The sequence below is a fragment of the Pseudomonas sp. NPDC089401 genome, assembly GCF_044749485.1.
Classification (GTDB): domain Bacteria; phylum Pseudomonadota; class Gammaproteobacteria; order Pseudomonadales; family Pseudomonadaceae; genus Aquipseudomonas.
On the sequence record NZ_JBIVIA010000018.1, the window covers coordinates 82,647 to 106,924 of the forward strand.

A 24,278-nucleotide genomic window follows, 5' to 3' on the forward strand; every position below is an offset into this window, starting at 1 on the left:
GGCTCTCCTGATGGGCGTAGGGAAAAGGTTCAGCGCAGTGGGCTGGAAACGGTGGATGGCGCGGGTTCGGCCGGGGTGTCCTGCAGGCCATCGACCTCCAGGCGCTTGAGCGGCCCGACGATGACCAGGTAGGCGAAGGCGCCGAGCAGGCCCATGGCGGCAACGTAGATCAACGCCGCATCGAACGAGCCCTGCTTGACCAGCAGGCCGATGGCGATCGGCGTGACGATGCTGGCGATGTTGCCGCAGAAGTTGAACATCGCTCCGCTGATGCCCATGGCGCGCTTGGGCGACACGTCGCCGACGATGCACCAGCCGAGGTTGCCGACGCCTTTGGCAAAGAACGCGATCGACATCACCAGGATCACCAGCGGTACCGACTGGGTGTAGTTGGCCACGACGATGCTGCTCGACAGCAGCAGGCCGCAGATGATCGGGGTCTTGCGCGCGGCGGTGAGGCTGAAGCCCTTTTTCAGCATCCAGTCCGACCACACCCCGCCAATCATCCCGCCCAGGCAGCCGGCCACTGGCGGGATCGCCGCCACCAGGCCGACCTTGAGCAAGGTCATGCCCTTGGCTTCGATCAGGTAGGTGGGGAACCAGGTGAGAAAGAACCAGGTGATCGAGGTCAGGCAGAACTGGCCCAGGTAGATGCCGGCCATCATGCGGTTGCCGGCGATGCCGCGCAGGCGCGCCCAGCTGAACGGGGTCTTGATGTCGCCCATGTCGGGCAGGCCGCCGCCGGCTTCGATATAGGCCAGTTCGGCCGCGTTGACACGCTTGTCGCGACGCGGCTCGTGCACGCACTTGAACCACAGAAGGCCGATCAGGATGCCGGCGGCGCCGGTCCAGAAGAACACGTGCTGCCAGCCGAAGGCGTTCAGCAGCAGCACCATCAGCGGTGTGAACGCCGCCAGCGCGAAGTACTGCGCCGACTGAAAGATCGCCGTGGCCAACCCGCGTTCGTGGCGCGGAAACCACATCACGGTCAGGCGGTTGTTGGCCGGGAACGCCGGCGACTCGGCCACGCCCATCATGAAACGCAGGACGAACAGTGCCAGGAACGCCGAGCTGAACAGGTCGACGAAGCCCTGCAGGAAGGTGAAGGTCGACCAGATGATCAGGCTCATGCCCAGCACCAGGCGCGAGCCGAAGCGGTCGAGGATCACCCCGCCCGGCAGTTGCATGCTGGTGTAGGCCCAGCCGAAGGCGGAAAAGGCGATGCCCATGGTCACGGCATCGAAGCCCAGGTCGGTGCGCATGGCGGGCGCGGCGATCGACAGGGTGGCGCGGTCGACATAGTTGAACACGGTGACGATGAAGATCATCGCCAGGATCAGGTAGCGGACGTTGGTCCTGGCTGCCTCGGAGGTTGGAGTGATCACTGTTGTTTTCCTTGTTGTGATGGTTGCCGCTGGATTTGACCCGCCGATGATTGCGCAATCATTTCAGGATCAAAAAAACAGCCATCAGCAAAAGGCAGCAGGTGGCTGTGGGTTCGATCTTACAATGATTGCGCAATCATTCAAGAGGGCATTCGTCGCCCGGCAGGAAAACTCAGGTGCTCTGACGGTCGATCAGGGTGAAGCCGGTGTCGATGCGCAACGGCTCGACGCGGCCCGCCGGGTAGCTGAAGCGCTCGAGCAAGGCCTGAGCGATCTGTTCGCCGATGCGCGTGCCGTCGACCCGCACGGTGGACAGCGGCGGGTGCACCTGGGCGGCACTGCTGAGGTCGCCAAAGCCCATCACCGCCAGGTCTTCGGGCACCCGCAGGCCGCGGCTGGCGGCCTCGGCGAGCACGCCCTGGGCGATGGTGTCGGAGCTGCACACCACGACGTCGGGGCGATGGCCCTGGTCAAGCAACTGACACAGGCCGCTGCGGCCGACTTCCAGGGTGGCCGGTGGGGTGAGGATCTGCGTGGGGATGTCGTTGTGGCCATGGCGGGCCAGCTCAGTCACCAGGCTGTTGCAGCGGCGCAGGCCGCGCGGGTCGCCGATGCTGACCACGGCGAAACGCTGGTAGCCCTTGCCGAGCAGATGGCGGGCGACGGCCTCCCCCACTGCTTCGTGGGAAAAGCCCACCAGCATGTCCAGCGGGTCCTCGCTCAGGTCCCACGACTCGACCACCGGGATGCCCGACTGGGCCAGGCGCTGGCGACTGGCTTCGGTGTGCAGGGTGCCGGTCAGCACGATGCCGTCGGGCCGCCTGCCAAGCAGCGCCTCGATGAGCTTCTCCTCCTGCTCGGCGGAATAGCCGGTCAGGCCCAGCAACGTCTGATAATCGGCCGCTGTGAGGCGGTCCATCAAGGCCTGTACGGTGTCGGCGAAGATCGAGTTGGCGATGGTCGGCAGCAGGATCGCCACCAGCCGGCTCTTGTTGCTGGCCAGGCTGCCGGCGAGCATGTTCGACACGTAGCCGACCTCGCGCACGGCGGCCAGCACCTTCTCGCGCGCGGCCTTGCTGACCACCTCGGGGCGGTGCAGCGCGCGCGACACGGTGATCGGCGAAACGCCGGCGACCTTGGCCACGTCGATCAGGGTCGGGCTGTTTTTTTGCGTGGAGCCGTGGGCCGAAGTGGACTGGCCGGTTTTTTTCGCCATGGGAGATTCAGGATTCGCGCGGGAGGGCAGCGGTAGAATCTACCAAAGCCAAGGCGTCGGTGCACGGGGCCGCTACCTCGCGCACGGCAATCCGCTATCCTCTGCTCTCCCCCGCTTCGGACCCGCTCCATGGAACTGCATATCCGCCTCGAAGGCCGCAAGGGCCTGGCCGACCAGCTCTACCAGCAACTGCGCGCCGGTATCGACAGCGGCCACCTGGCCGCCGGCACCCAGTTGCCGCCGACCCGCCTGCTGGCCGAGCAACTGGGCGTCTCACGCAAGACCGTGGCCGAAGCCTACTCGCGGCTGACCTACGACAACCTGCTCAGTGGCGTGGTCGGCCGTGGCACCTTCATCACCCCGCGCCAGCCCTTGCCCGCCCCTGAAACCGAGGCGGTGCCGCTGGCGGCGGCCACCTCGCTGACGCGCTGGCAGCAACGCGCCACGGTGCTGGCCGGGCGTACCCAGCAAGCCCCGTCGCGCTACGACTTCGTCGGCGGCGCCTCGAACAAGGCACAGTTCCCCTTCGACCAGTGGCGCAGTTGCCTGAACTATGCCCTGCGCCGCAGCCAGCGTCACCCCGAGCGGCAGTTCGCGGCCCAGGGCCTGGCGGAACTGCGCGAGGCCATCGCCCACCATATCGCCTACGCCCGCGGCGTGCATTGCAGCGCGGCTGACGTGCTGGTGTGCAACGGCGCCCAGCAAGCGCTGGACCTGATCGCCCGGGTGCTGATCGAGCCGGGTTGCCCGGTCGCCATGGAAGACCCCGGCTACCCCCCGGCACGCCAGCTGTTCCTGGCCCTGGGCGCGAAGCTGCAATCGGTGCCGGTGGACGACGAAGGGCTGTGCGTGGCGCAGATCGCCGACGGCACCCGGCTGATCTATGTGACCCCCTCGCACCAGTTCCCCCTCGGCATGCCAATGAGCGAACGCCGCCGCCAGGCCTTGCTGGCCCGCGCCGCCGAGCTCGGCGCGCTGGTCATCGAGGACGACTACGACTGCGAGTTCCGCTACCAGGGCCCGGCGTCGGATGCCTTGCAGCGCCTGGACCGGCATGGGCTGGTGGCCTACGTGGGGACATTCTCCAAGACCCTGCTGCCCGAGCTGCGCCTGGGCTATGCGGTGTTGCCCCCAGCGGTGCTGCAGGCCGCCTGCGTGGCCAAGCACCTGAGCGACTGGCACAGCCCGACGCTGCTGCAATGGGCTCTGGCGCGGTTCATCGGCGAGGGCCACCTGAACAAGCACATCCGTCGCTGCCACGACATCTACAGCGCCCGCCGAGAACGGATCCTGGCGCGCCTGGAAGGCGACCTGGCGCCCTGGTTCGACGCCGTGCCGGCCAGTGCCGGGTTCCACCTCAGCGCCCTGGCCCGGCCTGGGGTGGACGTGGAGCTGCTGGCCAACCTCGCGCGCAAGGTCGAAGTCGGCCTGTATTCACTGGCACCGTTCTTCAGTGAGGCGCCGGTGCGCCCCGGGTTGTTGCTGGGCTTCGGCGCCATCGAGCTGCTGGACATCGACCCGGCGCTGGACCGGGTGCGCGATACCCTGCAACGCCTCAGCTGAGTAGCGCCGCCCGGCTGCCCCGCCGTGGCCGGGCGATGGCGGCGGCATAACCGCGCGGGGCAAAACAGGCGGTCACCAGCAGCATCGCCAGCACGGTGACGGTCAGCAGGGTCCACGAGGCCTGGAAATCACCGCTGACATCGCGCAACCAGCCGGTGATGTACGGGATGATGCCGGTGACGATGAAGCCGATGCCCTGCACGAAGGCCGCCAGGCTGCCGGCTTCGGCCGGGCTCTTCAGGTGTTCCAGGGTCAAGGTCAGGCTCAGGCTGAAGCAGGCCCCGAGGCCGAACCCGATCATCGCCACCCACAGGCCCATGGCCACGCCCGGCGCCAGCAGCAGCCCGAGAAAGCCGGCCAGCTGGATCGACAAGGCCAGCCACAGGCCCGGGCGACGGTCGGTGAAACGGCGCAACAACAGCGGCAGGCCCAGCGCGCCGCAGACCTGGAAAATGGTCATCAGCCCGACCAGGTCACCGCCGCCCTGGGCGCTACCGCCGTGTTCCAGGTGATACGCCGGCAGCCACGCCACCATGCTGGTATAGCCGCCGTTGATCAGGCCGAAATACAGCGCCAGCAACCATGCCCGGCGCGTGCCGAACCAGTGCCCGCCAGCGGCCCCGGCCAGCTTCGGCACACTGTCGCGCGGGCGCAGCGCGGCCCAGGCGAACAACGCCAGCACGGCCGGCAACGCCCACAGGCCCAGGCCTGCCTGCCAGTGGCCGAAGTGCTCGCTGATGTGTGGGCCGAGCACGGCCGCCAGGCCGCCTCCGCTCATCAGCGCCGCCGAATACAGGCCCATGGTCCCGGCCAGGCGGTTGGGGAACCAGCGGTTGACCAGGCCCGGCATCATGCCCTGTACCACCGCCACGCCCAGGCCCGCCAGCACGGCGCTGGCGATCAGCGCCCAGGCGCTGTCCAGCTGCAACCGCCACAGGCAGGCCAGGGCAATGGCGGCAAGGCCGCCGAGCATGCCGCCATGCTCGCTGATCCAGCGCCGCAGCCACGGCTGCAACAGGGGCACCAGGCCCATGCACAGCACCGGCAGGGCCGTCAGCAGTGCCGCCTGTTGGTAGCCCAGCCCGGTGCTCGCGCGCATCGGTTCCAGCAACGGGCCGATGCTGGTCAGGATCGGCCGCAGGTTCGCTGCCAGCAACAGCACCAGCAACAGGTTCAATGCCCCTCTCATCACGAATCGGTACTCCAAGACTCAAACGCAGGATCCGCGCATTATCCTGTCTGATCGGTCAAGGCAGAAATGAAGAGATTGGATGCCCGTCAGTGGCCACCTGAATGAGCGTGGATTGGCCTCCCGGCAAAGCGTGCGATTGGCTATCGGGCCGCTCGGCGGCTGGCGCTAAGGTAGTGGCATGTCCACCACATCCAACCTGGAGCACAGCATGCACGACCGTATTGAATGGGCCAAACACTCGCCGGAAGCCTACAAGGCCATGGTCGGCCTGGAACAGGCTCTGGCCAGGAGCGGCCTGGAGAACTCGCTGCTGGAACTGGTGCGCCTGCGCACCTCGCAAATCAACGGCTGCGCCTACTGCGTGAACATGCATGCCAACGATGCGCGCAAGGCCGGCGAAACCGAGGCACGCTTGCAGACCCTGTGCGTCTGGCAGGAGACCAAGTACTTCACGCCGCGCGAGCGTGCCGCGCTGGCCTGGGTGGAATGCCTGACCCGCCTCCCTGAACACGGCGCGCCGCAGCCGGTGTACGAGGCGCTGCAAGCGCACTTCGAGCCGACCGAGGTGGCCAACCTGACCCTGGCCATCGCCACCATCAATGCCTGGAACCGCTTCGGTGTCGGCTTTGCCATGGTGCCGGCCTGAATCTCGATTGAGGGTTTTGCACAGCATTCTATCGTTCCTGTACAAGGCCGATGCCGAGTATGGCGCGGGGGTGGCGCGGGGGTGGCGCGGGGGTGGCGCGGGGGTGGCGAAAGTGGCCAAGGGTGACCTGGCACGGGTCAAGGCGCTGGCGGCCGACCTGCAGGATTGAGGTTTGAGGGCTGGCCCCTTCGCGGCGTCGAACCGCCGCGAAGGGGCCATCACCGGCTGACGACTAGCGCCCGGCCAACCGGTGCCGATAACTCCCCGGGCTCTGTCCCGTCCACTTCTTGAATGCCCGGTGAAACGCACTGGGCTCCTGAAAGCCCGCCTGCTCGGCAATCTCGGCGATGCTCAAGGTCCCCTCGCGCAGGTGTTCAAAGGCCATCGCCCGGCGCACTTCATCCTTGATCTGCTGATACGAGCGCCCTTCCCGCTCCAACTGGCGGCGAAAGGTACTGGCACTGATGCCCTGCTGTTGTGCAAGCGCCGCCAAGGTTGGCCACTGGCCGTAACGGCGGGCCCGCAGATGCCGATACACCTGCGCCACGACGCCATTGTGGTTGCGAAAGCGAATCACCAGGCCCTGGGGTGCGCTGCGCAGGAAGGTCTTCAGCCCCGCGAGGTCCTGCAGCACCGGCAGGCGCAGGCAAGCGCTGTCGAACTCGACCTCGGTACGCCCGCTGCCCAGGCGCAGGTCCGGGCCCCACAGCAGCAGGTCGTCTTCCTGGGCCGGGCGCGCCACGGCAAGCTCGGTGCGGTCGATGGCGATACGCCGCCCGCCCAGCCAGCACAGCAGGCCGACCACCAGCACCAGGTAGGTTTCCTCGGCATACACCCGGGTCAGCGGGTCGTCGATGGTCGACTGCACACTGATCAGCGCACGCCCGCCACGCACCGTCAAACTGCCGCGCAGGTCGCGCAGGAACAGGCTGAAGTTGCCCAGGCACTGGCGCAGGGCCTTCTCCAGGGTCGGCTCCTGGATCAACCCACGGCAGATCAGGGCAAAGCTGCCCAGCGGCATTCCGTGGCTGTCGAGGCGGAAGAACTCGTCTTCCAGCAGATGGATCATCTCCAGCCACAGCCGGGCGAATGCCCTGGCCGGCACCCGGGCCTGGGGCTGGCCGAGCACGGCCGGGTCGATGCCCACGCCGCGCAACCGCGCCTCGAGCGCGGCGGGCTGCGCGCGCAGGGCATGGAGCATGGCATTGAGAAAGTACACCGCGACCGTATCGCTATCGCGCATGGTGGAATTCGCTGTCTATGCTGAGTGGCAAAAAGTGCCAGGTTGACTGAACAGATCCGGCATAGGCCACGACCGCGCCTTTGCCTAGACTCGGACCCCATCCCGGGATCGCCGGCCATTCTCGCAGAGCCTGGCCTGCTCCCGCCATGCCTACGCAATGGAGCCTCACATGAGCAACGTCGAAATCTTCGTGGTCAGTGCCGTACGGACCGCCATCGGTGGCTTCGGCGGGTCCCTCAAGGACCTGCCACTGGCCGACCTGGCCACCGCCGTGACCCGCGCCGCCATCGAGCGCTCGGGCGTGCCCGCCGAGCAGATCGGCCATGTGGTGATGGCCAACGTCATCCCCACCGAACCGCGCGATGCCTACCTGTCGCGGGTGGCGGCGATGAACGCCGGCATCCCCAAGGAAACCCCGGCCTTCAACGTCAACCGCCTGTGCGGCTCGGGCCTGCAGGCGATCGTCTCGGCTGCCCAGTGCCTGGCCCTGGGCGACGCCGAGATAGCCCTGGCCGCCGGCGCCGAGTCCATGAGCCGTGGCCCGTACCTGTTGCCGCAAGCCCGCTGGGGCGCGCGCATGGGCGACCTGCAAGGCATCGACTACACCGTCGGCGTGCTGCAGGACCCGTTCGAGCACTTCCACATGGGCATCACCGCCGAAAACGTCGCTGCCAAGCTGGGCGTCAGCCGCGAAATGCAGGATGAACTGGCCCTCACCAGCCAGCGCCGCGCCGCTCGCGCCCAGGCCGAAGGCCGCTTCGACAGCCAGATCGTGCCGCTGGAGCTGAAAACCCGCAAAGGCACCGTGCAGTTCGCGGTCGACGAGCACGTGCGTGCCGAGGTGACCGCCGAACAGCTGGCCGGGATGAAGACCGTGTTCAAGAAAGATGGCACCGTCACCGCCGGCAACGCCAGCGGCATCAACGACGGCGCCGCCGGCCTGGTGCTGGCCAGCGGTGACGCGGTGCGCCGCCTGGGCCTGAAGCCGCTGGCACGCCTGGTGGCCTACGCCCACGCCGGGGTCGAGCCGGAGCTGATGGGCCTGGGCCCGATCCCGGCGACCCGCAAGGTGCTGGAAAAGGCCGGCCTCACGGTCGATGAGCTGGACGTGATCGAGTCCAACGAAGCCTTCGCCGCCCAGGCCTGCGCCGTGGCCCGCGAGCTGGGCTTCGACCCGGAAAAGGTCAACCCCAACGGCTCGGGCATCTCCCTCGGCCACCCGGTGGGTGCCACCGGGGCGATCATCGCCACCAAGGCCATCCACGAGCTGCAACGCATCCAGGGCCGCTACGCGCTGGCCACCATGTGCATCGGCGGCGGCCAGGGCATCGCCGTGGTCTTCGAGCGCGTCTGAGGAACTGAACCATGAACATCGAACAGATTGCCGTGATCGGTGCCGGCACCATGGGCAACGGCATCGCCCAGGTATGCGCGGCGGCAGGTTACCAGGTGCTGCTGGTGGACGTTTCCGACGCAGCGCTGGAGCGCGGCGTGGCGACCTTGAGCAAGAACCTCGAGCGCCAGGTCAGCAAGGGCACACTCGACGCCGACCGCGCCGCCGCGGCGAAAACCCGTATCCGCACCAGCACCGATTACGCCCAGCTGGCTGGCGCACAACTGGTTATCGAGGCGGCCACCGAGAACCTGCAGCTCAAGCAACGCATCCTCCAGCAGGTGGCGGCCAACGTCGCCGCCGAGTGCCTGATCGCCACCAACACTTCGTCGCTGTCGGTGACCCAGCTGGCAGCTGGCATCGACCACCCGGAGCGCTTCATCGGCGCGCATTTCTTCAACCCGGTGCCCATGATGGCGCTGGTGGAGATCATCCGTGGTCTGCAGACCAGCGACAGCACCTATGCCCAGGCGTTGCTGGTGACCGAAAAGCTCGGCAAGACCCCGATCACCGCCGGCAACCGCCCGGGCTTCGTGGTCAACCGCATCCTGGTGCCGATGATCAACGAGGCGATCTTCGTGCGCCAGGAAGGCCTGGCCAGTGCCGAGGACATCGACACCGGCATGCGCCTGGGCTGCAACCAGCCGATCGGCCCGCTGGCCTTGGCCGACCTGATCGGCCTGGATACCCTGCTGGCGATCATGGAGGCCTTCCACGAGGGCTTCAACGACAGCAAGTACCGCCCCGCCCCGCTGCTCAAAGAGATGGTCGCGGCCGGCTGGCTGGGGCGCAAGAGCGGCCGCGGCTTCTTCACCTACTGAGGCACGCGCCATGCCCCCGGTCAATGCCGCGATGCGCTGTGCCAACTTCGAGGAGCGACGCGACCGGGCCATGGCGCTGTTCGCCGAAAAGGGCTTCGGCCAGGTCAGCATGCGCGAGCTGGCAGCGCATGTGGGCCTGACCGCGGGCTCGTTGTATCACCACTTCCCCAGCAAGCAGGACCTGCTGTACGACTTGATAGAGGAGTTGTATGAAGAACTGCAGGCGACTTTGGAGCTAGGGCGACGGGCGATGGCGCGTGGAGCTTCGGCCATGAGTTGCCTGATCGCGGCACATTGGCAGTTGCATGCCGAGCGGCCGTTGCAGTTTCGCCTGGCCGAGCGGGATTTGTGTTGCCTGAGTGAGGAGCAGCAGGCGCGGTTGGGGATACTGAGGAAGGGGTATGAGGCAGGGTTGCTGCGGTTGATTGCGCCTCGGGCGACACGGCACAAGGAAGAACTGGCAGCAACAGCGCATGTCGTGGCGACCTTGCTGAACCAACTGCCGGGGATGCTCAAGGACCTGCCTGAGGAACAAGGGCTCGGGTTGATGGAGAGCCTGCTGGTTGGGGGGATTGAGCGGACCCTGCGTTAGCCTGTGCCGGCCCTTTCGCGGGTAAACCCGCTCCCACAGGGACCGCACAGGTTTCGAATGCTGTGCAGTACCTGTGGGAGCGGGTTTACCCGCGAAAGGGCCGGCACAGACTAGCGCAGCAGGGCCTGAATCTGCTCGTGCAGGGTATCGAGGTCGAACGGCTTGGCCAGGATCGGTGCCTTGCGCGCGATCGGGCTGCCGGACTCGAGGATCTCGGCCGGGTAGCCACTGATGAAGATCACCTTCAGGTCCGGCCTCAGCTTCACCGCCGGCTCGGCGATCTCCACCCCGGAAATCCCGCCGGGCAGGCGAAAGTCGGTGACCATCAGGTCCAGGTGCGGCTTGCTCGCCAGGATGGCGAACGCCTCCTCGCCATCTTCGGCCACCAGCACGTGGTAGCCCTCACCCGCCAGGTAATCGCGCAGGATCATCCGGATCGCCGGTTCATCCTCGACCACCAACACCACATCTTGTGCATCTTCGCTCATGACAACGCCTTGAAATTCATACCGATAGCTATCTGACCCCAGGCTTACGCGGAGGTTGCCCGCAGCGGGTCGTTTTGTTCCGTCGCGCCCGCCAGCGGCAGCAGCAGGCTGAAGGTGGCACCCTCGCCCACCTCGCTTTGCACCTGGATCCGCCCACCGTGTGCCTGCACGATCTGTTCCGAGATGTACAGCCCCAGGCCCAGGCCGCCCACCGCCTGCTGGGTGGCCACGCGCTCGAACTGCTGGAAGATCCGCTGCTGGTTGGCCGCGCTGATGCCAATGCCGTGGTCCTGCACCTGCACCTGGGCCATGCCGTCCTGCTCGAACACCCGCACCTGCACCGGTTGCCGCTCGCCGTAACGCAAGGCATTGGACAACAGGTTGGCCAGCACTTGCTCGATGCGAAACTCGTCCCACTCACCCTGCAGGGTGTCACAACGTTGCAGCTCGATGTGGGTGCCCTGCGCCGTGGCCTGGGCCGCGAAGTTCTCCACCAGGCCGCGCACCAGCTGGCCCAGGTCGAAGACCTTGGGCCGCAGCGACAGTTTGCCGGTACGGATGCGCGAGACGTCGAGCATGTCCTCGATCAGGCGGATCAGGCTGTTGATCTGCCGTTCGTCCCGCTCGACCATGGCCTGCAGCTTGTCGGGGCTGAACGCTGCCATGTTGCCGCGGGCCAGGTGCATCTTGCGCAGCTGGGTTTCCAGGATCAGGCCATTGAGCGGCGTGCGCACTTCGTGGGAGACGATCGACATGAAGTCGTCGCGCATGCGCACCGCGCGCTCCAGTTCGCCGCGCGCCACCTGCAACTGGCCCAGCAGCAGCTCCTGCTCCTGGCGGCTGCGCTCCAGCGCCTGCAACTGGCGGTCGAGCACCTTGCGCTGGCGGTACAGGTCGACGAACACCGACACCTTGCTCTTCACCGCCAAGGTGTCGAGCGGCTTGTGCAGGAAGTCCACCGCACCGCTTTCGTAGCCGCGGAAGGCATAGTTCATCTCACGCCCGGCGGCGGTGACGAAGACGATCGGAATATTGCGGGTCTTTTCCGTGCCGCGCATCAGCTCGGCCAGCTCGAAACCGTTCATGCCCGGCATCTGCACGTCCAGAATGGCCAGGGCGAACTCGTGTTCGAGCAGCAACGACAGGGCCGCCTCCGCCGACTGCGCCTGGTGCACCTCGCGGTCTTCGCCCTGGATCAGGGCGTCGAGGGCCAGCAGGTTTTCCGGCAGGTCGTCGACGATCAGCAGTTTGGCAGGGGTGTGGCTTAGCATGCGCTGGGTTCCAAGGTCGCGAGCAACTGCCCGATACCACTCAGAGAAAGGATAAGGTCGGGCTGGTGCAGGGCCAGGGCGGCCTCCGGCATCATCGCCACCTGTGCGTCGCGGGGGTCCTGGACCACGGTCCGGCCGCCGCTGTTCTTGATGTAGGCCAGGCCTTCGGCGCCATCCTCGTTGGCCCCGGTGAGGAGGATGCCGAGCAGCCCGGCGCCATAGGCATCGGCCGCTGAGGTGAAGAGAAAATCGATCGCCGGGCGCGAGAAATGCACCGGTTCCTCCTGGCTCAGGGACAGGCTGAAATCGGTCTCCACCGACAGGTGGTAACCCGGCCCGGCCACGTAGATCTGCCCGGCGGCGATGGTCTCCTTGTCACAGGCCTGGCGCACCGGCCGGCGCAAGCGCCGCTGCAGCACTTCGGCCAGCTGGCTGTGGCGGCCATCCGGCAGGTGCAGCACGCACAACACCGGGGTGGCGAACGCGGCCGGCAGCGCGCCCAGCACCGTGAACAGCGCCGTCACGCCACCCGCCGAGGCGCCGATCACCACCGCCTTGACGCCCTTCATGATTTACGGAAGATCCGTTCAGGCTTGACCAATGGCTCGAAGCCGGAGCTGTAGGCGGAAAAGTCCACCGATTCCTTGCTGCCCAGCACCAGGAAGCCGCGGTGACACAGCGACTCGTGGAACAGGCCGAGGGCGCGGTCCTGCAGGTCCTTGTTGAAATAGATCAGCACGTTGCGGCACGACACCAGCTGGGTTTCGGAAAACACGCTGTCGGTGGCCAGGCTATGGTCGGCGAAGGTCACGTTGTCGCGCAGGCTGCTGTCCATGATGGCGTTGCCATAGGCTGCGGTGTAGTACTCGGTGAAGTCCCGACGGCCACCGGCCAACCGGTAGTTCTGTTCATACTCGCGCATGCTCTGCATCGAATAGATGCCCTGCTTGGCACGGTCCAGCGAGTGCGGGTTGATGTCGGTGGCGTAGATGATGGTGCGTTCCAGCAGGCCTTCCTCGCGCAGCATGATGGCCATCGAATACACCTCCTCACCGGTGCTGCAACCGGCGATCCACACCTTGATCGACGGCCAGGTGCGCAGCAGCGGCACCACTTCCTGGCGCAACGCCAGGAAGTGGCCGGGGTCGCGGAACATCTCGCTGACCGGGATCGTCAGGTACTGCAGCAACTGCATGAACATGCCCGGGTCGTGCAGCACCCGCTCCTGCAGCGCCGACACCGTGAGGCAGTCGAACTGGCGCAGCGCATGGAGGATCCGGCGCTTGATCGACGCGCCGGAATAGTTGCGAAAGTCATAGCTGTACTTGAGGTAGATCGCCTCGATCAGCAGCCGGATCTCGATGTCGGTGTTGCGTTCGCTAGTCAAATTCGCTCCAGTTGCGGCAGCCATACACGGATCAACGAGAACAGGCGGTCCAGGTCGATCGGCTTGGCCAGGTAATCGTTGGCGCCGGCCTGCAGGCAACGCTGCTGGTCATCCTTCATCGCCTTGGCGGTCACGGCGATGATCGGCAGCTTGCGCCAGCGCGGCTGCTGGCGGATCAGGCGGGTGGCCTCGAAGCCGTCCATTTCCGGCATCATCACGTCCATCAGCACCAGGTCGATGTCGTCGTTGCGCTCCAGCTGCTCGATGGCCTCGCGGCCGTTGCGGCCGATCTCGACGATGGCACCCTTGTGTTCCAGCGCGCTGGTCAGGGCGAAGATGTTACGCACATCGTCGTCCACCAGCAGCACTTTGCGGCCTTCGAACACCTTGTCGCGGCTGCGCGCGGTCTTGAGCATGCGCTGGCGTTCGTTGGACAGCTGCGCTTCGACCTTGTGCAGGAACAGCGTGACTTCGTCGAGCAGGCGCTCCGGCGAGCGCGCGCCCTTGATGATGATCGAGCGCGAGTACTTGAGCAGGTCGGCTTCTTCCTCGCGGGTGAGGTTGCGACCGGTGTAGACGATCACCGGCGGGAACGAGCGGATATCCTCGGCGGTCATGCGCTTGAGCAGCTCGTTGCCGAGCATGTCGGGCAGCTTGAGGTCGATGATCATGCAGTCGTAGATGTTTTCGCGCAGCAGTTCCAGCGCGTCCTGGGCCATGGCGACGGCAGTGATCTCGACGTCATCGTCGCCGATCAGGCGGGCAATGCTCTCGCGCTGCAGGTCGTCGTCCTCCACCAGCAGGATGTGCTTGAGCTTCTGCGTCAGCTTCGCCTCCAGGCGGGCGAAGACTTCCTTGAGCTCTTCGCGGCTGGTCGGCTTGACCGCGTAGCCCACCGCGCCCATGTGCATGGCGGCTTCCACGCGGTCCTCGACGGAAATGATGTGCACCGGGATATGCCGGGTGCTGGCCTGCTCCTTGAGGCGCTGCAGCACGGTGAGGCCGGAATGGTCGGGCAGGCGCATGTCCAGCAGGATCGCATCGGGGATGTACTCGGCAGCCAGCTCGTAACCCTCGTCGGCGGCCTGGGCCACCAGGCAGCTGTAGCCCAGCTCGTGCGCCAGGTCGAAGAGGATGCGTGCGAAGTTCGGCTCGTCCTCGATCACCAGGATGCAGCGATTGCCGAACGGTGCGCGGGCCCGGTCGTCGGCGAATGCCGGGGCCGGGCGCTTGGTCACGGCCGGGGCCGCGGCCTTGGGTGCCGGCGGCAGGCTGTCGACCGCCGGGCGCAGGCTCAGGGCTTCGATTTCCTTGCCTTGCGCCTCGAAGCGTTCCGGCAGGGTCAGGTTGAACACGCTGCCCTTGCCGGGGCTGCTGTCGACGCTGATCTGGCCGCCCAGCAAGTGCGCCAGGTCGCGGGAAATCGACAGGCCCAGGCCGGTGCCGCCATAACGCCGGTTGCTGGTGCCGTCGACCTGATGGAAGGCGCCGAAGATCGCCTCCTGCTGGTCGGCGGCAATGCCGATGCCGCTGTCGCGCACCGAGAAGATCAGACCGGCACTGGCCTGGTAGCTGATGTTCAGGCTGACCTGGCCGTGCTCGGTGAACTTGATGGCGTTGGACAGCAGGTTCTTGAGCACCTGCTCCAGGCGCTGGCGGTCGGTGAACAGGGTGGCCGGCACCTGTGCCTCGACACTGACCTCGAAGCCCAGGCCCTTGTGCTCGGCCAGCGGCAGGAACATGCCGCGCAGGCCTTCGACCAGGCGTTCGAGCTGGGTGTGTTCCGGGCGCACTTCGAGCTTGCCGGCCTCGACCTTGGCGATGTCGAGGATGTCGTTGATCAGGTTCAGCAGGTCGTTGCCGGCCGAATAGATGGACTCGGCGAACTTGACCTGCTCGGCGCTGAGGTTGCCCTCGCCGTTCTCGGCCAGCAGCTTGGCCAGGATCAGCGAGCTGTTGAGCGGCGTGCGCAGCTCGTGGGACATGTTGGCGAGGAACTCGGACTTGTACTTGCTCGAACGCTGCAGGTCGTCGGCGCGGGCCTGCAGCTCTTCCTGGGCCTGGCTGAGCTCGTCGTTCTTGCGGTCCAGGGCCTCGGTGCGCTCGGACAGCTGTTCGTTGGTCTGCTCCAGTTCGGCCTGCTGGGTTTCCAGGTGGGCCTGGGACTCCTTGAGCACCCGCGATTGCTCTTCGAGTTCTTCGTTGGCGGTCTTGAGCTCTTCCTGCTGCACCTGCAGCTCTTCGTTGAGCTGCTGGGTCTCGGCCAGCACTTCCTGCAGGCGCTGGCGGTAGCGGGCGCTGGCGATGGAAATGCCGAGGTTGCCGCCGACCCGTTGCAGCAGTTCGTCATCGCGCTCCTGCAACGGGCGCAGGAAGCCCAGTTCGAGCACGCCGTTGATGTGGCCATCTTCGCTGGCCGGCATCAGCAGCGCACTGCGCGGCAGGCCGCTGCCAAGGCCCGAGCTGAGGTGGTAGAAATCCTGCGGCAGATCGTCCAGGCGCAGCAAGCGACCTTCGCGCACGGCCTGGGCCAGCAAGCCGTCGTGGTCGCCAAGCACCTGTTCGCGGGCCTGGTCCTCGGCGGCCAGGCCATAGGTGGCCACGCGCACCAGGCGGCCATGCTCGTCACGCACGTACAAGGCGCCGACCACGCTGCCCAGGTAACTGGCGAAGAAGCGCAGGATGTTCTCGCCGAGCATCGGCAGGGTCAGCTGGCCCAGTACCTGCTCGGCCAGTTGCGTCTGGCCATTGCGCAGCCAGGCCTGGTGTTCCAGGCGCTCGGCTGCGCGCTGCTGGGCCAGCAGGTTCTCGTTGTAGGTGCCGGACAGGGCCAGCAGGTCGCGCCGGCCGAGGAAGGCGAGCAAGGCGCTGAGGCCGACGATCAGCAGCACGAAGGTGGTGATCGCCGTTATGGTGACACTGCTGACCTTTTCGTTGCGTGACATGCGCAGTTGCTGCTCGGTGCCGATCAGGCTGTCGAATTCCTTGCGGATCTCGTCAGTGATGCGCTTGCCGCGGCCATTGCCCACCGAAGCCTGGTAGTCGCCGCCGCTGCGGCGCTGGCTGATCATCTCGCTGGCGAAGGCGTTCCAGGCGTTCTGCAAGGCGATCAGGCGGTCGATGCGGTCGACCTGCTGCGGGTTGTCCTGCACCAGGGTCTTCAGGCTCTCCAGGCTGCCTTGCACGCGGGGCTTGGCCACCTCGTAGGGGTCGAGAAAGCGCTCGTCGCCGGTGATCAGGAAGCCGCGCATGCCGGTTTCCATGTCGATCGACAGCTTGACCGTCTCGTTGGCGTTGCCGATCACCCGATCGGTGTGCTCGACCCATTGCATGGCGGTGAGCAAGTAATTGATCACCGCCACAAAGGCTACGGCACCGAGCAGGCCCACCCCGAGGGGCAAGCCGATGTTGCGGCTCAATAACTTGCGGAAGCTTTGCTGGTCCATCGTGGCTGCTTGAATCATGAGAAAACGCCCGCGCGAGAAGAGTCCATCGAAAAAGTGTGGCGGCTGACGCCCATCGTTCGCCTGCCGCTGCGCTCACCGGTTACACAGCGAGTCTAACCAGCTTTCCAGGGTTCGGCAGGGCATTTAGCCAGTATTTGAAGGTGGCGTGTGCGAATCGTTCCATCTATTTGCGTGGATCGGTATCCTCGGGAACTTCTGCCCCTGCCTGACGCACAGAGTAGGGACATGCCATTTTCAACAGGAATTTCACCATGCACCTACTGGTAGTCGAAGACGACGACATCGTTCGTATGCTGATGGTCGAAGTGCTCGACGAACTGGGCTACAGCACCCTTGAGGCGGAAAATGCCGGCGCAGCGCTGAAAGTCATCGAAAATGCCGACCAGCAGCTGGCCCTGCTGATGACCGACGTCGGCCTGCCCGACATGCGCGGCGAAGAGCTGGCGGCCAAGGCCCGTGCCGCGCGGCCGCTGCTGCCGGTGCTGTTTGCCAGTGGCTATGCCGAAAGCTTCAAGGTGCCCGAAGGCATGCACTTGATCGGCAAGCCATTCAGCATCGAGCAGTTGCGCGAGAAGGTGGTAGCAATTCTCGGTACGCCTTGAGATCGGCGGCGCCAGCTTCGCGGCTAAAGCCGCTCCCACAGGTGTGGAGCAGGCTTGAAGGCCTGTGATATCAGCAGGCTTGAAGGCATATGATATCCCTGTGGGAGCGGCTTTAGCCGCGAAGAGGCCGGCACAGGCAGCTCACCTCAAAGCTCCCGGCGCAGGAGGTAGGTATCCATGATCCAGCCCTTGCGTCGACGCTCCCGCTCGCGCACCTCCAGAATCCGCGCCTTCACCACCTGCAGCGGCCCCGCGATCAGCACTTCGTCCACAGTCCCCAGGTAAGCTCCCCAAAAAATCACCAGCCCGGGATCCTCCAGCGCGGCAAACGCGCCCTGCCCGTCCAGCATCACCACCACGTTGTCCACCTGCCCCTGCTCGGCCAGGCGCCGCCCGGGCAGCACGACCAACGGCTCGCCGATACGGTTCAGGGGAATCTGGTGGCGCGCCGCCAGGGCCTGCACGCTGCTGATGCCGGGTATCACGTGCAGCTGCAGCGCCAGGCCACGCTCGCGGACCAGGTCGAGGATGCGCAGGGTACTGTCATAGAGGCCTGGCTCGCCCCACAACAAAAAGGCACCGATATCCTCGCGGCCCATTTCCTCATCGATCAGACGGGCATACAGCGCCGCCCGCTGGCGATGCCAGTCATGCACCGCACCCAGGTAGTCGGGCGCCTGGGCATCGCGCTGCGGGTCCGCCACCTGTACCAGGCGATAACCGCCCTCGGGCCGGTAGTGCTCGAGAATGGCCTTGCGCAAGCGCACCAGCTCATCCTTGCCGGCCCCCTTGTCGAGCACGAAGAACACGCTGGCGCGGCGCAGTGCATCGACCGCCTCGAAGGTGACCTGCCGCGGGTCGCCCGGGCCGATGCCGATCAACAACAGCTCTTTCATGCCAGCGCCCGGGCTCTCGACCTCAGAAGATAGAGAAGTTATAGCTGACGATGACCCGGGTTTCGTCCATGTCCCGCGCCCACTTCTCGTAGTTGCTGCGGTAGGTGGAGTTGCGCAGGCGCACGCTGACGTCCTTGAAGGTGCCGCTCTGCACCTGGTACTTCAGCTCGCTGTCGCGTTCCCATTCCTTGCCCTGGGCAGTGCTGCCCGGGACCTTGACATGGTCGCCGTTGATATAGCGGGTGAAGAAGCTCAGGCCCGGAACGCCCAGGGCCTTGAAGTCGTAGTCGTAACGCAGTTGCCAGGAGCGCTCCTGGGCGGCGGCGAAGTCGTTGACCTGGGCGTAGTTGACCAGGTACGGGTTGCTGCCATCGAGGTACGGCATGGCGCTGTCGCCGTACATGCGCTGCCAGCCGGCGCTGACCTTGTGGCCGCCCAGGCTGTAGCCGAGCATGCCGCTGAAGGCACGGTGATCGATCTGGCCGGCGCGGGCATTGCCGATGTCGTCGCTCTTGATCAGGCGCAGGTCGGCCGACAGGCTGCCAACCGCCAGTGGCTGGCTGGCGACCAGGCCGAGGAACTGCTGGCGGTAGATGTTTTCCAGCCTGGAGACCTGGTACTGGGCGCTGAGCCGGTCATTGAAACGGTAGTCCACGCCGGCCAGGTCGAAGTGATCGGCCTCGATATCGCAGGCATAGCGCTTGTTCTTGCAATGCACGCGAATGTCCTGGCGGTCGGTGGAGTCACGCGCGGTGTATTGGTTGAAGCGTGCCAGGGTGAACTTCAGGTCGCGCACTTCTTCGGAGGTGAGCAGGGCGCCGTGGAACATTGTCGGCAGCAGGCGACCATCGTTGTATTTGAGCAATGGCACATCCGGCATCATCGAACCGTACTTGAACACGGTATTGGATACCTTGACCTTGGCGGCCAGGCCCATCTTTGCGTATTGATCGGCCGAATGCCGTGGGTCATGCCCGGAAGCAGGCAGCAAGCCACTGTTACTGTCGGCCGGGCTGGAGTCGAGCTTGAAGCCGAACATACCCAGTGCATCCACGCCAAAGCCGACCGGGCCCTGGGTATAACCGGACTGCACATTGAGGATAAAACCTTGCGCCCACTCTTCGCGCTTGGAGGCGCCTTGGCTGGAACTGCTGTGGCCGTCACGAAAATCCCGGTTGAAATAGACGTTGCGTGCTTCGACCTTGGCACTGCTGTCTTCAAGAAAACCGGCGGCCTGGGCCTGGGCACCGGCACACAACAGAAACAGGCCGGCAACACGGCGCCCGGGGGCGAGAACAAGGGGGGCAAACATGCGAGGGAACATCCAGAACTAAGACAGAAAAACGAACCGTGGTGCCGCTGCACCACGCGGATGCGACCGCCAGCAACGCCGGCGGCCATCATCTGAAATGATCGCGCAAGCGCTCTGCCCTGCACCATTGGACCATGGTCTACGGCCTCGTTGAAACGCCCGAAAACACCGCCCGGAAAACTTGTAAAGTTCCCGTATTACTTATAAATAGTTTGCGGTTTACCCCATTGCCACAATGTGGCTACACTCGATACCAGCGAACAGTTACACCCACCCGCGTGGCCAGCGTTTATTCTTCGTCAATGTTCGTCACGCCATGCCACACAAGACGTACAGGAGTGATTACAGTGTCCAGACTTGCAGAGTTTCGTGCTGCCGAAAAAGCGCTCCAGGAACAAATGGCGCAACTGGAGGCGCTGAAAAAGGATGCCGGCCTGAAACGCGAAATCGAATTCGAGCAGAAACTAGTCGGCCTGATGAAAAGCTACGACAAAAGTCTGCGCGACATCGTCGCCATCCTCGACCCGAAGGCGGTTACCCGCAGCGTAGCGCCAGCCGCCAAACAGCAACGCCGCCCACGGGTGGTAAAAGTCTATGAAAACCCCCACACCGGCGAGTTGATCGAGACCAAGGGCGGCAACCACCGCGGCCTGAAAGCATGGAAGGAACAGTACGGCGCCGGCACGGTGGAAAGCTGGGTACGCTGATGAAACATCAACGTCCACTTCACACTTTTTTCACAAGGACTGTCGCAGTATCGAAACAGCTAAAGGACTAGCGACCCCATCACGCGCCCGCACATGCGGGCCTCTAATTCCAGCGCCCTGCACTCGTGCAGGGCGCTTTCATTTGCGCAATCGCTTCACTGCCGTATCATGGCCGCCTGTCTGTTTCGCTGGCACTGGAGTGCCAGCCCCGTCTCTGGAGTACCCATGAGCCTGCACGATCTGCAAACCCTGCCGGGCGTCACCGCGCAACCGGACGCCGCCACCGCCCAGTTCGTCTTCAACCACACCATGCTGCGCGTGAAGGACATCGAGAAGTCGCTGGACTTCTACACCCGCGTGCTGGGCTTCCGCCTGGTGGACAAGCGCGACTTCCCTGAAGCCGCCTTCAGCCTGTACTTCCTGGCCCTGGTCGACCCGGCGCAGATCCCCGCCGATGACGCCGAACGCCACCAGTGGATGAAGTCGATCCCGGGCGTGCTGGAACTGACCCACAACCACGGCACCGAAAACGACGCGCAATTCGCCTATCACAACGGCAACACCGACCCACGCGGTTTCGGCCACATCTGCATCTCGGTGCCGGACGTGCGCGTTGCCTGCGCCCGCTTCGAGGAGCTGAACGTACCCTTCCAGAAGCGTCTGCAGGATGGCCGCATGAACCACCTGGCGTTCGTCAAGGACCCGGATGGCTACTGGGTCGAAGTGATCCAGCCCGCCGCGCTGGTCGGCTGACGCTCGTCGGGCCGGGAACTCCCGGCCCCTCGCCGTGGTATATGAAGGTAACTGCTTCACATGCCACAGCGAGGTAAGGACGATGCAATCTCTTCACTGTGAATACCGCAAGCACACCATCACCGCCAGCGTGATGCCCCACCCCGACTCTCCCCTGCCCTATGCCGCCGGCTGCCTGATCACCGATCCCCAGGGGCACACCAGCAGGCGCATCTCGATGCCGATGAAGTTCTTCGCCGACCTGGAGAACGCCCAGCACGTTTCGCTGGCCCATGGTCGGGCACTGGTGGATGACCAGCTGGACCACGGCCAGAAGGCCTTCTAGCACCTACGCCGCCTTTGTAGGAGCGGCCTTGCGTCGCGAAAGGGGTGCGCAGCGCCCCCCCGAATCGTAGCTTCGCCGCATGAATCGCCGGGGCCGCTTCGCGGCCCTTTCGCGACACAAGGCCGCTCCTACAGGCATGCAGGCACATCAGTGATCCCGAGCGAACTGCACGGCTGCGTCGACCTGCTCCCGGCTCGGCCGCACCCCGGTATACAACACGAACTGCTCGAGCGCCTGCAGGGCAATCACCTCGAGCCCGGTAATCACCGGCTTGCCCAACGCCTCGGCGCGGCGGATCAACGGCGTGCGCGCCGGCATCGCCACAACGTCGAACACCCGCTCGGCCGCAGCGATGGCATGCTCGCTGAACGCCAACTCATCCGCTTCCGGCCCACCGGCCATGCCGACCGGCGTCACGTTCACCAGCATCGGCGGGCACAGGTCACCCAGCTCCCGCACCCAGCGGTAGCCGCACACATCCGCCAGCTGGCGCCCGGCCTGTTCGTTGCGGGCGACGATGGTGCCCTCGCCGAACCCGGCATCACGCAGGGCGCTGGCCACCGCCCTGGCCATGCCGCCACTGCCGCGCAGGGCAAAGGCGGTGCCCGGGTCGACCTGATGTTGTTCGAGCAGTTGGCGCACCGCCAGGTAATCGGTGTTGTAGGCCTTCAGGTGACCGGCGGTATTGACCAGGGTGTTGACCGACTCGATGGCGGCCGCTGACGGGTCGATTTCGTCGACCAGGACCATGCACGCCTCCTTGAACGGCATCGACACGCCACAGCCACGGATCCCCAGTGCGCGGATGCCGCCCACGGCGGCGGGCAAGTCGCGGGTGGTCATGGCCTTGTAGTAATAGTCCAGCCCCAGTTGCTGGTAGAGGTGGTTATGAAAGCGCACGCCAAAGGTGCCAGGCCGGCCGGCCAGGGAAATGCACAGCACGGTGTCTCTACTGGGAGTTGTCGCCATAACCCGATCCTTTTTCATGACTGAAACGTTTGTGCAGCCTAGCAGAGCCAACCACCGGTCGTCCCTTACACAACCTTTACCATTCCCCTGTGCTCAGTTGACAGTGGCCGGAGTCATATTAGTGAGGCCCCGCACGAGGGGTTCATTGCGAGGAAGCACCATGAAGCGTCTCATCCCCGGAATCGCCCTGCTGGTCGGTGCCCTGGCCATCAGCGGGCAGGCCAGCGCCCATGGTGGTGGCTGGTATGGCCCAGGCCCGCTGCTGGGCGCGGCCGTGGTCGGCGCCGTGGTTGGCGCGACGGTCAGTGGCGGCCATGACCGCACCGTCTACGTCCAGCAGCAGCCCTACTATGCGCCGCCGCCACCGGTGTACGTGCAGGCGCCGCCGCAACCGGTCTATTACCAGCCCTACTACGTGCCGGCCCCGCCACCACCGGTGTACCGCACCTATGGCCCGCCACCGGTGTATTACGGCCCGCCTCGCTGGTAACCGTTGAAAAAACCAATGAACACTATTGAGCGCGTTGATTTCAAAGCCGGCGAGCGGCTGGGTAAGGTAGCGCCATGTTTCGCAGGAGGTCCCCATGGCCACTATCCAGATCATGTCCGTCGTCGGCAGCGCAGTCCCCACCACCCTGCGTGAGCAGGGTTTGCTGGCCTGCTGGTACCTGATGCGCAATGGCGAGGCTGTGAGCGGCCCGCTGGCCACCCGCGCCTCGGCCCAGGCCCTGGCCGACCGACTCCAGGCCGACTGCCTGATCGCTTGAACGAATTTGTTGTGCGTTGCTCCCTACGCCTCTTCCGACCCGCCCCTGGCGGGTCTTTTTTTGCCTGCGCCAACCGACGAACGGAGCTAGAAAAACCGATACAGCATGAAGCTTTCTTCATTTCGATGGGGCGGCTCAACGAGCAATCGACAGCACTTCAGCCATACTCCACAATGCATCGGTTTTTTGGGGGAAAACCCTTGCACAGCCAACGACATACCAACTTTTAGTGAGCCTCAACGTGAAAACATCCCTGTCCATCCTCAGCCTGCTGCTGTTGCTCACAGGTACCGCGACTCTTCCGTCGACCGCTGCTGCACAACCCCCGGCCCAGGTTCAACGTGACCCGTCCAAACTGCACCTGGCCTCCGGCAGCGCCCTGCTGATCGACCTGAACACCAACCAGGAGCTGTACTCGAGCCACGCCGACCGTGTGCTGCCGATCGCTTCGGTGAGCAAACTGATGACGGCCATGGTGGTGCTGGATGCCAAGCTGCCCATGGATGAAATGCTCACCATGACCATTGCCAACAACCCGGACATGAAAGGCGTGTACTCGCGCGTGCGCCTGGGCAGCGAGCTGAACCGCCGCGAAACCCTGCTGATCACCCTGATGTCGTCGGAAAACCGCGCCGCCACCACCCTGGCCAACCACTACCCGGGCGGCTACCCGGCCTTCATCAAGGCGATGAACGCCAAGGCCCGTGCGCTGGGCATGAGCCACACCCGCTATGTCGAGCCGACCGGCCTGTCGACGCAGAACGTGTCCACCGCCCGCGACCTGGGCAAGCTGCTGATGGCGGCGCGCAAGTATCCGATGCTCAGCGAGCTGTCGACCACCCGCGAGAAGACCGTGGCCTTCCGCAAGCCCAACTACACCCTGGGCTTTCGCAACACCGACCACCTGGTCAACAAGAGCAACTGGGACATCAAGCTGACCAAGACCGGCTTCACCAATGAAGCCGGCCATTGCCTGGTGCTGCTGACCCGCATGGACAACCGCCCGGTGGCCATGGTGATCCTCGATGCCTTCGGCAAGTACACCCACTTCGCCGACGCCAGCCGGATGCGCCAGTGGCTGGAAACCGGCGCGGCCAAGCCGGCACCGGCCGTGGCCCTGCAATACAAGTCGGATCGGCAGAACAAGGCCCGCCTGGCTTCGGAATAAGCCCAGACGCTACGCCGCCTTGTAGGAGCGGGGGGGGGGGGGGGGGGGGGGGGGGGGGGGGGGGGGGGGGGGGGGGGGGGGGGGGGGGGGGGGGGGGGGGGGGGGGGGGGGGGGG

Annotated in this window: 25 protein-coding genes; 13 read left to right on the top strand and 12 right to left on the bottom strand. The window is 65.3% G+C overall.

The features are described from left to right. Positions 1-29: 29 nt before the first annotated feature. A complete protein-coding gene (locus tag ACIP21_RS27390; RefSeq protein ID WP_400694551.1) occupies positions 30-1,385 on the bottom strand; it encodes an MFS transporter in 1,356 nt (451 codons plus the stop codon). A gap of 172 nt (positions 1,386-1,557) precedes the next feature. Beyond that, on the bottom strand, positions 1,558-2,601 hold the full coding sequence (locus ACIP21_RS27395) for a LacI family DNA-binding transcriptional regulator (RefSeq protein ID WP_400694552.1): 1,044 nt from the start codon (positions 2,599-2,601) through the stop codon (positions 1,558-1,560). A 129-nt stretch (positions 2,602-2,730) separates the two neighbouring features. Here ACIP21_RS27395 and ACIP21_RS27400 point away from each other — a divergent pair, with 129 nt between their 5' ends. Continuing rightward, entirely contained in the window at positions 2,731-4,164 is a 1,434-nt protein-coding gene (locus tag ACIP21_RS27400) for a PLP-dependent aminotransferase family protein (protein WP_400694553.1), read from the top strand. Here the strand turns inward: ACIP21_RS27400 and ACIP21_RS27405 are convergent. Further along, positions 4,157-5,353 (bottom strand): CynX/NimT family MFS transporter, encoded by a 1,197-nt coding sequence (locus ACIP21_RS27405; RefSeq protein ID WP_400694554.1) that lies wholly within the window; start codon positions 5,351-5,353, stop codon positions 4,157-4,159. The two genes, ACIP21_RS27400 and ACIP21_RS27405, sit on opposite strands and share 8 nt — an antisense overlap. Before the next feature lie 211 nt (positions 5,354-5,564). Here ACIP21_RS27405 and ACIP21_RS27410 point away from each other — a divergent pair, with 211 nt between their 5' ends. After that, positions 5,565-6,002, top strand: coding sequence for a carboxymuconolactone decarboxylase family protein (locus tag ACIP21_RS27410; RefSeq protein ID WP_400694585.1), 438 nt, complete (start codon positions 5,565-5,567; stop codon positions 6,000-6,002). A 16-nt stretch (positions 6,003-6,018) separates the two neighbouring features. Continuing rightward, positions 6,019-6,171 (top strand): hypothetical protein, encoded by a 153-nt coding sequence (locus tag ACIP21_RS27415; RefSeq protein ID WP_400694589.1) that lies wholly within the window; start codon positions 6,019-6,021, stop codon positions 6,169-6,171. A gap of 63 nt (positions 6,172-6,234) precedes the next feature. Here the strand turns inward: ACIP21_RS27415 and ACIP21_RS27420 are convergent, their stop codons facing one another. Then, entirely contained in the window at positions 6,235-7,245 is a 1,011-nt protein-coding gene (locus tag ACIP21_RS27420) for an AraC family transcriptional regulator ligand-binding domain-containing protein (protein WP_400694555.1), read from the bottom strand. A gap of 169 nt (positions 7,246-7,414) precedes the next feature. Here ACIP21_RS27420 and ACIP21_RS27425 point away from each other — a divergent pair, with 169 nt between their 5' ends. From ACIP21_RS27425 to ACIP21_RS27435, 3 genes are read left to right on the top strand one after another with little or no spacing between them, the layout of a single operon-like run. Further along, positions 7,415-8,599 carry an acetyl-CoA C-acyltransferase family protein gene (locus ACIP21_RS27425; RefSeq protein WP_400694557.1) on the top strand — a complete coding sequence of 395 codons (1,185 nt, stop codon included), beginning with the start codon at positions 7,415-7,417 and terminating at the stop codon, positions 8,597-8,599. A gap of 11 nt (positions 8,600-8,610) precedes the next feature. Further along, positions 8,611-9,459, top strand: coding sequence for a 3-hydroxybutyryl-CoA dehydrogenase (locus ACIP21_RS27430; protein ID WP_400694559.1), 849 nt, complete (start codon positions 8,611-8,613; stop codon positions 9,457-9,459). Positions 9,460-9,469: 10 nt separating this feature from the next. Further along, positions 9,470-10,051 carry a TetR/AcrR family transcriptional regulator gene (locus tag ACIP21_RS27435; RefSeq protein WP_400694561.1) on the top strand — a complete coding sequence of 194 codons (582 nt, stop codon included), beginning with the start codon at positions 9,470-9,472 and terminating at the stop codon, positions 10,049-10,051. A gap of 110 nt (positions 10,052-10,161) precedes the next feature. On the opposite strand, the gene ACIP21_RS27440 is transcribed toward ACIP21_RS27435, so the two are convergent. Genes ACIP21_RS27440 through ACIP21_RS27460 form a run of 5 tightly spaced genes read right to left on the bottom strand, consistent with a single transcriptional unit; the run spans position 10,162 to position 16,661 of the window. Further along, positions 10,162-10,539, bottom strand: coding sequence for a response regulator (locus ACIP21_RS27440; protein ID WP_110632390.1), 378 nt, complete (start codon positions 10,537-10,539; stop codon positions 10,162-10,164). Positions 10,540-10,583: 44 nt separating this feature from the next. Further along, complete coding sequence (locus ACIP21_RS27445; RefSeq protein WP_400694562.1) at positions 10,584-11,810, bottom strand: ATP-binding protein; 1,227 nt, start codon at positions 11,808-11,810, stop codon at positions 10,584-10,586. Next, positions 11,804-12,379: a chemotaxis protein CheB gene (locus ACIP21_RS27450; protein ID WP_400694563.1), complete on the bottom strand. Its 576-nt coding sequence runs from the start codon at positions 12,377-12,379 to the stop codon at positions 11,804-11,806. Before ACIP21_RS27450 ends, ACIP21_RS27445 begins: the two co-directional genes overlap by 7 nt. Then, the gene (locus ACIP21_RS27455; RefSeq protein ID WP_400694565.1) at positions 12,376-13,197 is read right to left on the bottom strand and encodes a CheR family methyltransferase; all 822 of its coding nucleotides are present in this window, start codon (positions 13,195-13,197) and stop codon (positions 12,376-12,378) included. Before ACIP21_RS27455 ends, ACIP21_RS27450 begins: the two co-directional genes overlap by 4 nt. Continuing rightward, a complete protein-coding gene (locus ACIP21_RS27460; protein WP_400694567.1) occupies positions 13,194-16,661 on the bottom strand; it encodes a response regulator in 3,468 nt (1,155 codons plus the stop codon). Before ACIP21_RS27460 ends, ACIP21_RS27455 begins: the two co-directional genes overlap by 4 nt. Before the next feature lie 254 nt (positions 16,662-16,915). On the opposite strand from ACIP21_RS27460, the gene ACIP21_RS27465 reads away from it, so the two are divergent. After that, on the top strand, positions 16,916-17,266 hold the full coding sequence (locus ACIP21_RS27465; RefSeq protein ID WP_400694569.1) for a response regulator: 351 nt from the start codon (positions 16,916-16,918) through the stop codon (positions 17,264-17,266). Between the two features lie 146 nt (positions 17,267-17,412). Here the strand turns inward: ACIP21_RS27465 and cobF are convergent, their stop codons facing one another. Both cobF and ACIP21_RS27475 read right to left on the bottom strand, forming a co-directional pair. Then, positions 17,413-18,162 carry a precorrin-6A synthase (deacetylating) gene (cobF, locus tag ACIP21_RS27470; RefSeq protein ID WP_400694570.1) on the bottom strand — a complete coding sequence of 250 codons (750 nt, stop codon included), beginning with the start codon at positions 18,160-18,162 and terminating at the stop codon, positions 17,413-17,415. A gap of 22 nt (positions 18,163-18,184) precedes the next feature. Next, on the bottom strand, positions 18,185-19,474 hold the full coding sequence (locus ACIP21_RS27475; protein ID WP_400694572.1) for an OprD family porin: 1,290 nt from the start codon (positions 19,472-19,474) through the stop codon (positions 18,185-18,187). A gap of 347 nt (positions 19,475-19,821) precedes the next feature. Here ACIP21_RS27475 and ACIP21_RS27480 point away from each other — a divergent pair, with 347 nt between their 5' ends. The 3 genes from ACIP21_RS27480 to ACIP21_RS27490 all read left to right on the top strand — a co-directional run bounded on the left by ACIP21_RS27480 (position 19,822) and on the right by ACIP21_RS27490 (position 21,259). Beyond that, positions 19,822-20,181, top strand: coding sequence for a histone-like nucleoid-structuring protein, MvaT/MvaU family (locus ACIP21_RS27480; RefSeq protein WP_400694587.1), 360 nt, complete (start codon positions 19,822-19,824; stop codon positions 20,179-20,181). 225 nt (positions 20,182-20,406) lie between these two features. Beyond that, positions 20,407-20,934, top strand: coding sequence for a lactoylglutathione lyase (gene gloA, locus ACIP21_RS27485; protein WP_400694574.1), 528 nt, complete (start codon positions 20,407-20,409; stop codon positions 20,932-20,934). Between the two features lie 82 nt (positions 20,935-21,016). Next, positions 21,017-21,259: a hypothetical protein gene (locus ACIP21_RS27490; RefSeq protein WP_400694575.1), complete on the top strand. Its 243-nt coding sequence runs from the start codon at positions 21,017-21,019 to the stop codon at positions 21,257-21,259. Between the two features lie 147 nt (positions 21,260-21,406). Here ACIP21_RS27490 and ACIP21_RS27495 read toward each other — a convergent pair whose 3' ends face one another. Beyond that, positions 21,407-22,228, bottom strand: coding sequence for a shikimate 5-dehydrogenase (locus ACIP21_RS27495; protein WP_400694577.1), 822 nt, complete (start codon positions 22,226-22,228; stop codon positions 21,407-21,409). 160 nt (positions 22,229-22,388) lie between these two features. On the opposite strand from ACIP21_RS27495, the gene ACIP21_RS27500 reads away from it, so the two are divergent. The 3 genes from ACIP21_RS27500 (at position 22,389) to pbpG (ending at position 24,163) form a co-directional block, all read left to right on the top strand. Continuing rightward, positions 22,389-22,718, top strand: a complete 330-nt coding sequence (locus ACIP21_RS27500) for a hypothetical protein (RefSeq protein WP_400694579.1) — start codon at positions 22,389-22,391, stop codon at positions 22,716-22,718. A 94-nt stretch (positions 22,719-22,812) separates the two neighbouring features. After that, a complete protein-coding gene (locus ACIP21_RS27505; RefSeq protein ID WP_400694580.1) occupies positions 22,813-22,995 on the top strand; it encodes a hypothetical protein in 183 nt (60 codons plus the stop codon). Between the two features lie 241 nt (positions 22,996-23,236). Continuing rightward, a complete protein-coding gene (pbpG, locus tag ACIP21_RS27510) occupies positions 23,237-24,163 on the top strand; it encodes a D-alanyl-D-alanine endopeptidase (RefSeq protein WP_400694582.1) in 927 nt (308 codons plus the stop codon). The last annotated feature ends 115 nt before the right edge of the window (positions 24,164-24,278 follow it).